Genomic DNA, 13,128 nt, shown 5'->3' with positions numbered 1-13,128 from the left:
TTTAGAATGAACGCAGCACCGCTGGTTGCGCTGGTCGGCAATCCCAATGCCGGCAAGAGCGCGCTGTTCAACGCGCTCACCGGCGCGCGCCAGAAGGTCGGCAATTATCCCGGGGTCACGGTCGAGCGGAAGGTCGGGCGGCTGATGCTCGACGACGGACGGCCAGTCGAACTGGTCGACCTGCCGGGCGCGTACAGCCTCGAACCTTCCTCCCCCGATGAGCGCGTGACGCGCGACGTCGTCACCGGCACGCAAGACGGCGAACGCCTGCCAGACGCGCTGGTCGTCGTCGTCGATGCCGCCAATCTCGACAACCACCTCCGCTTCACGCTCCAGCTGATCGCGCTCGGCCTACCGGTCGTGGTCGCGCTCAACATGGTCGACCTCGCCGAGCGCGACGGGCTGAAGCTCGATCCGCAAGTCCTCGAGCGCGAGCTAGGCGTGCCGGTGATCCCGACCGTCGCGGTGCGCAAGCGTGGGTTGGACGAGTTGAAGGCGGCACTCTCAAGCATCGTCGTCAACGGCCCGATGCGGCTGCGGAAATCCGACGGCAGCGTGCAGGACGACATCGTCACGCTCCAGCGCCGCGCGCGCGCGATCGCCACCTCGGCGACCGTGTCCGAGACGACCGTCCGCCGCTGGACGCACATGCTCGACGCGGTCGCGCTGCACCCGGTCGCCGGGCCGATCCTGCTGCTCGCGATCATGTTCCTGATGTTCCAGGCGGTGTTCAGCTGGGCACAGCCGTTCATGGACGCGATCGACGCGGGCTTCACCGCGTTGCAGGGATTCATCACCGCAGAACTTCCCGCCTCGCTGCTCCGCTCGCTGCTGGTCGACGGCGTGATCGCCGGCGTCGGTGCGGTGATTGTGTTCCTGCCGCAGATCCTGATCCTGTTCCTGTTCATCCTCGTGCTCGAGGCGAGCGGCTACATGGTCCGCGCGGCATTCCTGATGGACCGCGTGATGGCGAGCGTCGGGCTGTCCGGCCGCGCGTTCATCCCGCTGCTGTCGAGCTTCGCCTGCGCGATACCCGGGATCATGGCGACGCGGACGATCGACGACGAGAAGGACCGGCTGACGACGATCCTGATCGCGCCGCTGATGACGTGCTCCGCGCGCCTGCCGGTCTACACGCTGATCATCGGCGCGTTCATCCCCAACACGCAGATACTGCCGTTCGTGGGGCTTCAGGGCATCGTCATGCTCGGGCTGTACGTGATGGGCATCGTCGGCGCGTTCGTCGCCGCGCTCGTGCTGCGCCGGACGGTGACCAAGGGCGTGTCGTCGGGCTTCATGATGGAAATGCCGAAATACCAGTGGCCGCAGTGGCGCGACGTCGGCATCGGCCTGTGGAGCCGCGCGCAGATCTTCCTGAAGCGTGCCGGCGGGATCATCCTGACCTCGACGATCATCCTGTGGGTGCTGCTGAGCTTCCCCAAGCCGCCCGAGCAGCCCGCCGGCGCGCCGAAGATCTCGGCGGTCGATTATTCGGTCGCGGGCCGGATCGCCAACGGCATCGCGCCGGTGTTCGCGCCGATCGGCTTCAACCGCGATATCGTCCTCGCGCTGATCCCGGCGATGGCCGCGCGCGAAGTCGCGGTCGCCGCGATCGGCACGGTCTACGCAATCGACGATCCCGACAGCAACCAGGGCGGCAAGGCGATGGTCGAGAACCTACGCGGCCGCTGGAGCCTGCCCACCGCACTCGCGTTCCTGATGTGGTTCGTGTTCGCACCGCAGTGCATCTCGACCATCGCCGTCACCCGTCGCGAGACCAATGGGTGGAAATGGCCGGCCTTCATGGTTGGCTATTTGTTCGCCGCCGCGTACATCATGGCTGGCATCACATACTGGCTGGCGGTAGCCGCCGGTTTGTAGGTGATCCACTGAGCGGACTCCAAATCCGTTCAAGGCGTAGGTCCTGGTCCTTCTCCCCAGAAGCGATCATCCCTTCCACCGGGTAATCTGCACCCAGGTCCTACGCCGCTACCGTATATTCGTTCATGCTCGTCTGAGCAATCAAACCTTACTAGTGGAGTCCTGGGTTCGTGGCAGGCAGCGTCAACAAGGTCATCATCGTCGGCAATCTGGGTCGCGACCCGGAGAGCAAGGCGTTCCAGAACGGCGGCAAGGTCGTCAATCTGCGCATCGCGACATCGGAGTCCTGGAAGGACAAGATGTCGGGCGAGCGCAAGGAAAAGACCGAATGGCATTCGGTCGCGATCTTCAACGAAGGTCTGGCGAACGTCGCCGAAAAGTATCTCCGCAAGGGCTCGAAGGTCTATATCGAGGGCGCGCTCCAGACCCGGAAGTGGCAGGACGCGCAGGGCCAGGACAAATATTCGACCGAGATCGTGTTGCAGGGCTTCAACAGCGTGCTGACGATGCTCGACGGCCCGAACGGCGGCCAGGGCGGTGGCGCAGGCGGCGGCGGTGGTAGCCGCGGCGGTGGCGACGACTGGGCCGGCGGCGGTGGCGGCAACGACTTCGGCGGCGGTTCGTCGGGTGGCGGCGGCGGTTACGGCGGCGGCGGCGGCGGCGGCGGTCGTGGTGGCAGCGCACCCTCGGGCGGCGGCGCGCGCGGCGGCAGCTTCGGCCAGACCGGTGGCTTCTCGGACGATCTCGACGACGACGTGCCGTTCTAAGGCTTGTGACAACGCAATCGTCTTTACCGGCGACCACTTCGTTCGACGAGGCTGCGCGCGCGCGCGTGATCTCGTCCTACGACATGGCCGGCGCGCGTGCCAAAGGACAGCTGGATGATCTGGTGTCGTTCGCCGCGGAACTGTGCGGCGCACCGGTCGCCCTGCTGAGCCTGGTCGAGGAAGAATATCAACGGTTCCTTGCGCGGGCCGGCACCGACCTGACCGAAACGCCGCGCAGCATGTCGTTCTGCGCGCACGCGATGCACTACCACGACGTGATGGAAGTGCCCGACGCGCTGGAGGATTTGCGGTTCGTCGACAATGCTCTGGTGACCGGCGAGCCCTATGTGCGGTTCTATGCCGGTGCACCGCTGGTTTCGAGCGAAGGCGTACCGTTGGGCGCGCTGTGCGTGCTGGCACCCGACCCGCGCGAAGGCCTGACGCGATTCCAGCGCGACGGCCTGACGATCCTCGCCAAGGCGGCCATGGGACGCCTCGACGATCGCCGCACCGCGCGCGAGCAGGCGATTGCCGAGGCCGAAGCGCGCCGTACACTGGAAGCGAGTGACCTCAAGTTTCGCACGCTGGCCGATACCATGCCGCAGATGGTGTGGGCGACGCAGCCCGACGGCTTCCACGATTACTACAACGCACGTTGGTACGAGTTCACGGGCGCGCCCGCCGGCACGACCGATGGTGAAGGCTGGAACGGCATGTTCCACCCGGACGACCAGGATCGCGCCTGGGCGATGTGGCGCCATTCGCTTGCCACCGGTGAGCCGTACGCGATCGAGTATCGGCTACGCCATTTTGACGGTACATACCGCTGGGTACTTGGCCGCGCATTGCCCGTCCACGATGAGAGCGGCGCGATCCAGCGCTGGTTCGGGACGTGCACCGACATTCACGAACAGAAGCTCGCCTATGAAGAGCGCGAGGTCATCAGCCAGGAACTCAGCCACCGGATCAAGAACATCTTCGCGGTGATCGCCGGGCTGATCGCCTTTGCCGCGCGAGGAAAGCCCGAGTTCGCAGGGATCGCAACGGATCTGCGCCACCGCATTACCGCGCTGGGCCGCGCGCATGACTTCGTCAGGCCACACAGTGCGAACTCGCGTCCCGCAGCGGCGCAAAACAGCCTGCATGGTCTGTTGCAGGAGCTGTTCGAACCTTATCAGCGCGTCGATGGGATGCGGGTCACCGTATCGGGCGACGATGTGGCGATCGACGACCGCTCGGCTACGCCGCTCGCGCTGCTGTTCCATGAGCTTGCCACCAACGCGACCAAATATGGCGGCCTGGCGACCGAGTTGGGCACGGTGCGTATCACGGTGGCTGCCGGGAACGACCGCGTACAGCTGACATGGTGTGAGGAAGGCGGTCCGGTCGCGACCGAGCCGACCACGCCGATCGGCTTCGGCACCCAACTTATCGAAATGAGTGCAGTGCGTCAGTTAGGGGGTAAGGTCGAACGTCAATGGAAGCGCTCGGGTCTTACCGTGATACTCGATATACCGAAGGCTGCATTTAGCCGGTAGACCCCAATCGGTGGAGGTAGCCCTCAGACGATGCGAATGACATCGTCGTGAAGGATGGGCTGTTCGTCACAGGCGAGTGCAGCCGCTGCCAAAATCGCAGCGTCGCTGAATGGCTTGCGGATATAACCGAGGCAATCCGCATCGCCGATCTGTGCGGGATTGGCGGTGACGAACACAACCTTGACGCCATACTCGGCGGACATGCGTCTGGCGATCTCCGGTCCGGTCGGTCCATCGCGCAGGTTGATGTCGACGAACGCGAAGCTGCACCCGGGGGCAGCGGCAATTGCACTTTCTCGATCCGCCGCAATTCCCGCGACGCCATAGCCCGCATCGGTAAGGATTCTCTCCAGGTCGAGCGCGACGAAAATTTCGTCTTCGACAATGAGGGCTGTCTTGGTCATCGGCGTGTTAACCGGTCGCCGACCGATCGGTTCCGCACCGATCCTGATCTCGATCAGTATAACGCGACATAGTGTTACATTTATCGCGGTGCGTCAGCGTCTGAGCAGGAACACAGCGTGCTCGGCAAGCAGATTGGCTGCGCCCGCGCCGGTGCGTTTGTCGCCCGACAGAAACCAGGCATCTTCCACCGTTATCCCGCGCACTTTCACGAAAGCGCGGAAATCGTCGATCGTGACGTGGTGGATGTTGGGCGTGTCGTACCAGCTCTCGGGCAATTGCCGCGTCACCGGCATTCGCCCACCCCAAAGAAGCGACAGCCTGACGCGCCAATGTGCGAAATTGGGAAAGCTGACGAACGCATGCCGCCCGATTCTCAGCAGATGGTCAAGCACCAGATCGGGAGCGCGCGCCGTCTGCAATGTCTGGCTGAGGATCGCGTAATCGAAGCTGGCGTCGGGATAGCCTTCCAGATCGACGTCCGCATCGCCCTGGATCACCGACAGCCCGCGGGCGACCGCGGAGGCGACATTGCGAGCATCGATTTCCAGTCCTCGCGCATCGACGTCGCGGGTATCGCGGAGGGCCGCCATCAGCGCGCCGTCGCCGCAGCCGATGTCGAGCACGCGACTGCCTTGCGCGACGTTCCCGGCGATAACGGCAAGATCGGTCCGAAGGGTCATGGCGCATCTCGCAATTTCTCGGCGAGGCCAGGCGCGAGCCTCTCCATGTAGCGATCGGCACGGACCAGCGGGTGGAACCCCAGATCGGCATATACGCCATGCGCGTCGGCGGTGACGAGCCCGAACCTACGCAGCCCCGCGAACGCCGGGTGTTCCAGGAACCAGCTGACCATCCGCCGACCGAGCCCCTGCCCTCGCCCAGACTCCTCGACCCACACGTCGGCGAGCCATGCGAAGGTCGCATGATCGGTGATCATACGCGCAAACCCGACCTGAAGGTCATCACGATACGCTCCGAGGCAATGCGACCCGGCAATCGCACGTTCGACTAGGGCGCGCTCTATACCCGGTGACCAATAGCTGCTCGCCAGCCAGCCGTGGATGCGGTCGATCTGCAATCTGCTCGTGTCGTCCGAAAGGATGATCGTCATCGCCCAGCCCTCAGAAAGCCGTCGACGACCCGGTTCAGGTCCGGAGCCTCCAGCAGGAATGCGTCATGGCCGTACGGGCTCGACAGCTCGACGAAGCTGACCGGGGCGCCTGCCGCGTTCAGCGCCTGGACGATCGCACGCGACTCGGCCGTGGGATACAGCCAGTCGGTATCGAAGCTGACGAGGCAGAACCGCGACTTGGTCGCGCGGAACGCGTTGGCGAGCAGCCCGCCATGCTCCTCGGCCAGGTCGAAATAATCCATCGCCCGCGTGATGTAGAGGTACGAGTTCGCGTCGAACCGGTCGGTGAACGCGAGCCCCTGGTGGCGCAGATAGCTCTCGACCTGGAAATCGGCGTCGAACCCGAACGATTTCGCATCGCGCGCCTGGAGGCGCCGCCCGAACTTCTCGGTCAGCCCCGCTTCCGACAGATAGGTGATGTGCGCCGCCATCCGCGCGACGGCCAGCCCCGCGGTCGGCGGCGCGTCGTCATGATACTCGCCGCCACGCCAGTTCGGATCGGCCATCACCGCCTGCCGCCCGACCTCGTGGAACGCGATGTTCTGCGCTGTGTGGCGCGCAGTCGAGGCGATCACGACGCAGGCCTTCACCCGATCGGGGAAGGTCGCGGGCCAGCTTAGCGCCTGCATGCCCCCCATCGAGCCGCCGACCACCGCGTGGAGCACGCCGACGCCCAGATGATCGAGCAGCATCGCCTGCGCGCGGACCATGTCGCGGATCGTGATGACCGGGAAGCTCATGGCCCAGGGGCGGCCGGTCGCCGGGTTGATCGTCGCGGGGCCGGATGTGCCCATGCAGCTGCCAAGTACGTTCGCGCAGACGATGAAGTGCCGCGCAGGGTCGATCGGCCTGCCCTCGCCGACCATGCGCGTCCACCAGCCGGGCTTGCCGGTGCGCGGGTGATTGGAGGCAACGTGCTGGTCGCCGGTCAGCGCGTGACAGATGAGGACGGCGTTCGAAGCATCGGCGTTGAGCGTGCCGTAGGTCTCGTAGGCGATGTCGACGGGGGAGAGCAGCACGCCGCCGTCGAGCCTGAGCGGCCCCGGCAGCGCTACGCGTCGCGCGAGGCCGAAGCGCTGGTCGGTCGTGGGATCGATGGCAGGCGTATCGAGCATGATGCGCGCTACCATAAGCGGCGGCGGTCATGCCAGCGTGGTTCCTGCATGGGTACGAAGGCAGGTCATCTCAATCCTCCCATGCCAAGGGGAAGTGCTGGCGCTTGCCCGACGGAGGGGGAAGCCCACGATGCCCTTCGACCATGCAATCGTCATCTCTGCGGAGGCGGGAACCCATATCGGTAAGCTTCCGAGCCTATGGCTCCCCGCCTCCGCGGGGATGACGAGGCCCTACCGGGGATGACAAGGCGTCGCACGGTGGAGTCTGATCGCGAGTGATGACCGGCGTTTCGTGCCCCCCTCCGTCGCCTTCGGCGCCACCTCCCCTTGCCGGGGCAGGATCGTGAAGCCGGGCGATCGACCACACCGGATTCACCACAAAGATTTGCCACCGCGGCACCGCGACCGCTATGCCCCGCGGCCATGACAAACATCATGCCCGCACCCGCGCCGAAGCCCTGGATCATGGGGATCGCGCCGTACACGCCCGGCCGCTCGACGACCGACGACGGCCGCACGGTGATCAAACTCTCCTCGAACGAGAATCCTCTCGGCACCAGCCCCGCCGCAAAGGCCGCATTCGACGCCGCCGACCGCACGCTGGAACGCTATCCGGATGCAGGCGCGGTCGAACTGCGCGAGGCGCTGGCGGCGCATTACGACCTCGATCCGGCGCGCGTGATCTACGGCACTGGCTCCGACGAGATCCTGCATTTGGTCGCGGGCGCCTATGCTGGCCCCGGCGACGAGATCATCCACGTCCGCTACGGTTTCGCGGTCTACGAGATCGCCACGCGCCGCGTCGGTGCCGAGCCGGTGATCGTCGACGACCGCGACTATGCGACCGACGTCGACGCGATCCTCGCCGCGGTCACCGAGCGGACCCGAGTCGTCTTTGTCGCCAATCCGAACAATCCGACCGGCACCTTCACGCCCCGTGCGGAAATCGCCCGGCTGCATGCCGGCCTGCCGCGGTCGGTGCTGCTCGTGCTCGACCAGGCCTATGCAGAATATCTGTCGCCGGAGGAGGACGATGCTGGCCTCGCGCTGGCGATGACCGAGGCGAACGTGCTCGTCACACGCACCTTCTCGAAGATCCACGGTCTCGCCGCCGAGCGGATCGGCTGGGGCTATGCCTGCGCCCCGATCATCGACGCGATGCACCGCATCCGCGCGCCGTTCAACGTCACCACCGCGGGCCAGGCCGCCGCGGTCGCCGCGATCGCCGACACCGCCTTCGTCGATGCGACGCGCGCGCATAACGACACGTGGCGCGGCTGGTTCGTCGAGCAGATCGCGCAGATGGACAATGCCGGCTTGCGTACGGTGCCGTCGAAGGCGAACTTCGTGCTCGTCCTGTTCGAGGGCAAGCTGACCGCTGACGCCGCCTATCACGGGCTGATGGAGGCGGGCTACATCGTCCGCTGGTTGCCGGGCCAGGGCTTGCCCAACGCGCTGCGCATCACGATCGGTACCGAGGAGGAAACGCGCGGCGTCACCGCGGCGCTGCGCAACCTGGTCGAAGCCGCCTGATGCTGCCGTTCGCGCGCGTCACGATTATCGGGCTGGGACTGATCGGCTCGTCGGTGGCGCGCGCGGTACGGGAAACCATGCCGACCGTCCGCGTCACCGGCTACGACGCCGACGCGACCGTACGCGAGACGGCGGACCGGTTGCAGTTCTGCGACGACGTCGCGGGCTCGGCGGGGGCGGCAGTGATCGACGCGGACCTCGTGATCCTCTGCGTGCCGGTCGGCGTCATGGGCGACGTCGCGCGTGAGTTCGCAGCAGAGCTCCCCGCAGATGCCGTCGTCAGCGACGTCGGCAGCTGCAAGGCCGAGATCGTCCGCGCGCTGACCGACGCGCTGCCGGGTGCGATCGTCATCCCCGCGCATCCGGTCGCGGGCACCGAGCGATCCGGCCCCGAAGCCGGTTTCGCGACACTGTTCCGTCACCGCTGGTGCATCGTCACGCCCCCCGACGGCGCCGACCCGGTCGCAGTCGAACGAGTCTCCGAATTCTGGCGTCGTCTCGGTGCGCAGGTCGAGACGATGGCGCCCGAACATCACGACCGCGTCCTCGCCGTCACCAGCCATCTCCCGCATCTGATCGCCTACACGATCGTCGGCACGGCGGGCGATCTGGAAGAGGTGACGCAATCGGAGGTCATCAAATACTCCGCCGGTGGCTTCCGCGACTTCACGCGGATCGCGGCGTCGGACCCCACGATGTGGCGCGACATCTTCCTGAACAACCGCGAGGCGGTACTGGAAATGCTTCAGCGTTTCTCGGAAGATCTGAGCCATCTCCAGCGGGCGATTCGTTGGGGCGACGGCGATGCACTGTTCGATCTGTTTACGCGAACGCGCGCAATTCGCCGTAGCATCGTCGAGCAAGGTCAGGACGACGACGTGCAGGATTTCGGCCGTACACATACTTGATTAAGTCGTTGTTCCACGTGGAACATTTCGAGTTTAGTCCAATGCGTTCATTGCCGCATGGACGCGGTATTCCGCCTCTTCCCGCGGCAGGCCGGGCGGAACGACTTCTCCGAACCGGAAGGTGATGACCCCGGGAAGTTTCGGACCCTTTCTCGGCCATACCAGCCCGCTGTCGCAGGCGATCGGCACCGTCGGCATCTTCAGCGCACGATAGAGACCGGCAAATCCCGGCTTGAGTGGCGGATGCTCGCCGGGCGCTACGCGCGTACCCTCTGGAAAGATCAGGATCGAGCGCCCGGTCGCCTTGGCTGCGGTCGCCTCGCGCATCATGCTGCGCATCGCCTTGGCCGACGCCTCGCGGTCGACGACGATCGCCCCGTAGCGCCGCGCCGCCCAGCCCCAGGCCGGGATATCGGCCAACTCGCGCTTCAGTACGATCGCCGGGCCGTCTAGCAGCGCCTGCAGCTCGAGCGTCTCGAACATCGCCTGATGCTTGCATGCATAAAAGGCCGGCTCGGTCGGCCGCGTCCCCTCCACGCGGATGTGCACCCCCAGGATCGCGCGCGCCGCCCAGCGGTGGAACCGCGTCCAGATCGTCGAGTGCCTGATCACCGCTTTCGATCCGAACAGGGCCGAGATCGGCACGGTCACAACGATCGGCACCGAAATGGTATAAAAGACGAGCATGAATGCCCAGTTGCGCAGCCAGATCATCCGCCAAATCCAATCCACAATGCGATCCGGCGAAGGATCAACTTATTGTATTCGTTGACCAAGGTCCCGAGCCGCGGCGTGCCCGGCACGCCGTCGCCGAGGATCACGACATTCTTGTCGAGCGCCGCCGCCAGTTCCATGCGGGCCCGCGCGACGTGCCAGTCCGACGTCACCAGCCGCACCGATCGGTATTTGTGCACGCGCACCCACTGCGCGGTCTCCTCTGCGTTCGAGCGCGTATCGACCGCGTCCGCACCCAGATCGATGCAGCATGCGAACAACGCCGGCGACGTCCGATATTCCAGCGCGAGATCGATCGGCCGCACCCCCGGCGCAACGCCCGTCACCAGCATCCGCCTAGCCTGATGATCGCGGAGCAGCGCGATACCGCGATCGATCCGCCCTGCCCCGCCTGTCGGCACGACGATCGCATCGGAGGTGAAGCCGTTCAGCGGCTCAGGCAACAGCAGCATGAACACCGCGAAGCCGAACGCCCAGGCGAGCCCCAGGATGCCAAGGAACCGCACGATCACAGGATATGCCTCAGCGCGCGGACGATCGTCACGCGGGCGGCGAGCGTGGCCAGGACGACGAACGCGAAGGGGAGCAGCGCGAGCACCATCCAGTCGGCTCCGCCGAGAGTCACCCCACCAAGGAGTTCGGAGCCGAGCCCGTGCAGCCGGATACCGATGAACGCGACCACGACCAGCGCCGCCACGCCGCCACCGACCCCACCGATCGTCGCGTCGAGTGCGATGCGACGCTGGAACAACCGGGCGACCTGGAGATCGGTCGAGCCGAGCATGTGCATCACCGCGATCGTCGCGCGGTGCGTCTCCAGCCCGGCGCGCGCGGCTAGCACGACGACCGCCGCGGTTGCGCTCGCCATCAGCAGCACGAGCGCAAGCGCCAGGAAGGTTAGCGAGCGCATCACGTCGTTGACCGGCGACATCCAGCTTTCGTGGCGATCGACGCGGAGGACCGGGCTCAGACGCCGCATTGTGGCCGCGACGCGTGCGGCTGCTACCTCGTCGTGATCGGCGAGGTCGACGTCGATCATTGCCGGCACCGGCAATTGCGGATCGGCGCCATCCGAGCCGAGCCAGGGTTGCAGCAACCGCGTCAGCTCGGCGCGATCGACCGGCGTCGCGGTGGCTACCGCCGGCATCTTGCGCAACGCTGCAAGCACCTGTGCCGCGACGGCGTCCCGGCGCACCGGATCACCATCGATGACCTGGATACTCAACCGCCCTGCCAGCTGCCGGTCGAGCAACCGTGCAGCTCCCGCCGTCGCCAGCCCCAGCGCCGCGGCGAGCATCGTCAGGAACAGCATGATCGCCATCACCCACGTCATCGCGCGCAGGCCACCCGCTTCGTCGAGTACGCGGCGTTCGGCCGAAGATCGGGCCTTCGAAGCCATCATGAATCGGGCCGCGTCGGGGGATAGCGCAGCGCTCCGGTCGGATCGAGCAGCCGCCCGCGATCGAGCCGCATCATCTGCGCGCCAGGGATCCGCCCGAGCAGATGGAAGTCGTGCGTCGCGACAACCACCGTCGTACCCAGCTTGTTGAGCGATTCGAACAGGTGGAGCAGGCGCTCCGCCATGTCCGGATCGACGTTGCCGGTCGGCTCGTCCGCGACCAGAATCTCAGGCCGCGCGATCACCGCGCGGGCGATCGCGACGCGCTGCTGCTCGCCACCCGACAGCGTCGCCGGGCGCGCATCCGCGCGGTCCGCCAGCCCTACCCAGGCAAGCATCTCGCGTACCGGCTGCTCGATATCCGCTTCGGGCATACCCGCAACGCGCAGCGGCAGCGCGATATTGTCCCAGGTCGACAGATGGGGCACGAGCCGGAAATCCTGGAACACCACGCCGATCCGCCGCCGAAATCCGGGCAGCCGATCGCGTGACAGCACCACCGCATCCTCGCCGAACAGCCGGATCACGCCGCGCGTCGGCCGCTGCGCGAGATACAGGAGCTTCAACAGCGAGGTTTTCCCCGCGCCGCTTGCGCCGGTCAGGAAATAGAACGCACCGCTGCGCAACGTAAAGCTGACGTCCGACAGCGTCTCCGGCCCGGCGTCGGGCCCCGAGTCTGACTCGGTGCCGTAGCGAAGCCCGACATTCTCGAATTGGACGATATTCGCCATGACGTGGTTGCGCCCGCTCTCGCCCGCTTGATGCCCGTGCCAATGCCCGTATCGGCGCTTTGCCATGAAAGCGCGCGCCGCTTCAAGCTTGCCACAGATGCGGGCCGCGTGCTTATTCGTCGCCAAGACCGGTCGCGCTCCAGCGACCGCTGGTGAAGCGTATCCATGATCCTCCAATGTCCCGAGTGCAGCACGCGCTATCTGGTCCCCGACAGCGCAATCGGCGCCGACGGACGCACCGTGCGTTGCGCCAATTGCCGACATAGCTGGTTCCAGGCTGCGGCCCCGCTGGCGGAGGCCGCTATCGACGTGCCGGCGGCCCCGCTCGCGCCCATGCCGCCGCCGCTCGCCCCTTTGACGCGAACGCCGCTCGCCGAGCCGGACGAGCGATCTTTGCCGGCAGATCCCGAGCCGTCGCTCGCCGCATCCGCATTCGCATTGCCAAAATTCGCGCCGACCGCATCTGCGCCGCCGTCCTACGCGCCGGTCACCGAGCCGCCCCCCCGGTATGAGTCGGTCGTCGAACAGCCACCGTTTCGCCCGCGTCGCAATATGGCACGGCGGTGGACGATCGTGGCGGTGCTCGCCGGGCTGCTGATGCTGATCGCGGCCGGCGCTATCGTCTATCTCGGTGCGCCGGGGGTTGCGGCCAAGCTGGGTCTGGGGCTCGGCAGCGACGAGACACCGTTGCGACTGCGCGACAATCCGATCGAGCGGCGCGAACTGGAGAACGGCTCCGAACTGTTCGCAGTCAGCGGCCAGGTGACCAATCCGTCCGATCAGCGCCAGCGTGTGCCCGACATTCGCGCCGAGCTCCGCGATGCGCAGGGGCGGCTGGTGTACAGCTGGACGATCACGCCGCAGCAGCGGACGCTGGCGCCGGGTGGTGCGATCGATTTCAACTCGGCCACGCTGAACGTGCCGCCGAATTCGAAACGCCTCGAACTGAGCTTTGCAGGCGAATCGACGCGCTGAATCTTTCGA

At 66.2% G+C, this 13,128-nt stretch carries 14 protein-coding genes; 6 read left to right on the top strand and 8 right to left on the bottom strand.

What is annotated here, in order from left to right:
* The first annotated feature begins 6 nt into the window (after positions 1 to 6).
* The 3 genes from feoB (at position 7) to AC3D24_RS13440 (ending at position 4,186) form a co-directional block, all read left to right on the top strand.
* The gene (feoB, locus tag AC3D24_RS13450) at positions 7 to 1,881 is read left to right on the top strand and encodes a ferrous iron transporter B (protein ID WP_489031390.1); all 1,875 of its coding nucleotides are present in this window, start codon (positions 7 to 9) and stop codon (positions 1,879 to 1,881) included.
* Between the two features lie 170 nt (positions 1,882 to 2,051).
* Positions 2,052 to 2,648: a single-stranded DNA-binding protein gene (gene ssb / locus AC3D24_RS13445; protein WP_489031388.1), complete on the top strand. Its 597-nt coding sequence runs from the start codon at positions 2,052 to 2,054 to the stop codon at positions 2,646 to 2,648.
* 83 nt (positions 2,649 to 2,731) lie between these two features.
* Positions 2,732 to 4,186 carry a sensor histidine kinase gene (locus tag AC3D24_RS13440; protein ID WP_489033155.1) on the top strand — a complete coding sequence of 485 codons (1,455 nt, stop codon included), beginning with the start codon at positions 2,732 to 2,734 and terminating at the stop codon, positions 4,184 to 4,186.
* 23 nt (positions 4,187 to 4,209) lie between these two features.
* On the opposite strand, the gene AC3D24_RS13435 is transcribed toward AC3D24_RS13440, so the two are convergent.
* The 4 genes from AC3D24_RS13435 to metX form a co-directional block, all read right to left on the bottom strand.
* Positions 4,210 to 4,590 (bottom strand): response regulator, encoded by a 381-nt coding sequence (locus tag AC3D24_RS13435; protein WP_489031386.1) that lies wholly within the window; start codon positions 4,588 to 4,590, stop codon positions 4,210 to 4,212.
* Positions 4,591 to 4,683: 93 nt separating this feature from the next.
* Positions 4,684 to 5,271 (bottom strand): methionine biosynthesis protein MetW, encoded by a 588-nt coding sequence (metW, locus tag AC3D24_RS13430; RefSeq protein WP_489031385.1) that lies wholly within the window; start codon positions 5,269 to 5,271, stop codon positions 4,684 to 4,686.
* Positions 5,268 to 5,702: a GNAT family N-acetyltransferase gene (locus tag AC3D24_RS13425; RefSeq protein ID WP_489031384.1), complete on the bottom strand. Its 435-nt coding sequence runs from the start codon at positions 5,700 to 5,702 to the stop codon at positions 5,268 to 5,270. The genes metW and AC3D24_RS13425 overlap by 4 nt, the downstream gene beginning before the upstream one ends.
* Positions 5,699 to 6,838, bottom strand: a complete 1,140-nt coding sequence (gene metX, locus AC3D24_RS13420; protein WP_489031382.1) for a homoserine O-acetyltransferase MetX — start codon at positions 6,836 to 6,838, stop codon at positions 5,699 to 5,701. The genes AC3D24_RS13425 and metX overlap by 4 nt, the downstream gene beginning before the upstream one ends.
* 435 nt (positions 6,839 to 7,273) lie before the next feature.
* On the opposite strand from metX, the gene hisC reads away from it, so the two are divergent.
* A complete protein-coding gene (gene hisC, locus AC3D24_RS13415; protein WP_489033153.1) occupies positions 7,274 to 8,371 on the top strand; it encodes a histidinol-phosphate transaminase in 1,098 nt (365 codons plus the stop codon).
* A complete protein-coding gene (locus AC3D24_RS13410) occupies positions 8,371 to 9,279 on the top strand; it encodes a prephenate/arogenate dehydrogenase family protein (RefSeq protein WP_489031380.1) in 909 nt (302 codons plus the stop codon). The genes hisC and AC3D24_RS13410 overlap by 1 nt, the downstream gene beginning before the upstream one ends.
* A gap of 33 nt (positions 9,280 to 9,312) precedes the next feature.
* Here the strand turns inward: AC3D24_RS13410 and AC3D24_RS13405 are convergent, their stop codons facing one another.
* The 4 genes from AC3D24_RS13405 to ftsE are packed head-to-tail and all read right to left on the bottom strand — an operon-like array spanning position 9,313 to position 12,144.
* A complete protein-coding gene (locus AC3D24_RS13405; protein WP_489031379.1) occupies positions 9,313 to 9,993 on the bottom strand; it encodes a lysophospholipid acyltransferase family protein in 681 nt (226 codons plus the stop codon).
* Positions 9,990 to 10,526, bottom strand: coding sequence for a YdcF family protein (locus AC3D24_RS13400; RefSeq protein WP_489031377.1), 537 nt, complete (start codon positions 10,524 to 10,526; stop codon positions 9,990 to 9,992). Before AC3D24_RS13400 ends, AC3D24_RS13405 begins: the two co-directional genes overlap by 4 nt.
* Complete coding sequence (locus tag AC3D24_RS13395) at positions 10,523 to 11,413, bottom strand: cell division protein FtsX (protein ID WP_489033152.1); 891 nt, start codon at positions 11,411 to 11,413, stop codon at positions 10,523 to 10,525. The genes AC3D24_RS13400 and AC3D24_RS13395 overlap by 4 nt, the downstream gene beginning before the upstream one ends.
* Complete coding sequence (ftsE, locus tag AC3D24_RS13390) at positions 11,413 to 12,144, bottom strand: cell division ATP-binding protein FtsE (protein WP_489033151.1); 732 nt, start codon at positions 12,142 to 12,144, stop codon at positions 11,413 to 11,415. The genes AC3D24_RS13395 and ftsE overlap by 1 nt, the downstream gene beginning before the upstream one ends.
* 165 nt (positions 12,145 to 12,309) lie before the next feature.
* On the opposite strand from ftsE, the gene AC3D24_RS13385 reads away from it, so the two are divergent.
* A complete protein-coding gene (locus AC3D24_RS13385; protein ID WP_489031375.1) occupies positions 12,310 to 13,119 on the top strand; it encodes a DUF3426 domain-containing protein in 810 nt (269 codons plus the stop codon).
* Positions 13,120 to 13,128 lie beyond the last annotated feature (9 nt).

This window comes from Sphingomonas sp. SL1004 (genome assembly GCF_057815015.1).
This window is presented reverse-complemented; position numbering and strand designations above follow the sequence as displayed.